This window comes from Streptomyces atroolivaceus (assembly GCF_000717025.1).
Lineage (GTDB): Bacteria > Actinomycetota > Actinomycetes > Streptomycetales > Streptomycetaceae > Streptomyces > Streptomyces atroolivaceus.
In genome coordinates, this window is record NZ_JNXG01000082.1 from 1 (window position 1) to 286 (window position 286).

Annotated in this window: 1 protein-coding gene; it reads right to left on the reverse strand. The window is 65.4% G+C overall.

The features are described from left to right. A partial coding sequence (locus OO67_RS35505) for a beta-ketoacyl synthase N-terminal-like domain-containing protein (protein WP_157841796.1) occupies positions 1-286 on the reverse strand: 286 nt, incomplete at both ends.

A 286-nucleotide genomic window follows, 5' to 3' on the forward strand; every position in this document is an offset into this window, starting at 1 on the left:
CGGAGAAATACCGAAGAACTCCGCATCAAAACCAGCCACATCCGCAAGGAACCCGCCCTCACGCACATACGACTTCCCCGCCACCCCGGGCTCAGGGTCGTACACCCCCTCCACATCCCACCCACGATCACGCGGAAAGCCCTCGATCGCATCCACCTCACCCGCCACCAACCGCCACAGATCCTCAGGCGACTCCACCCCACCCGGATACCGGCAGCTCATCCCCACGATCACCACCGGGTCATCCCCCGGACCCCCACCACCCGTCACCGCACCCACCACGACA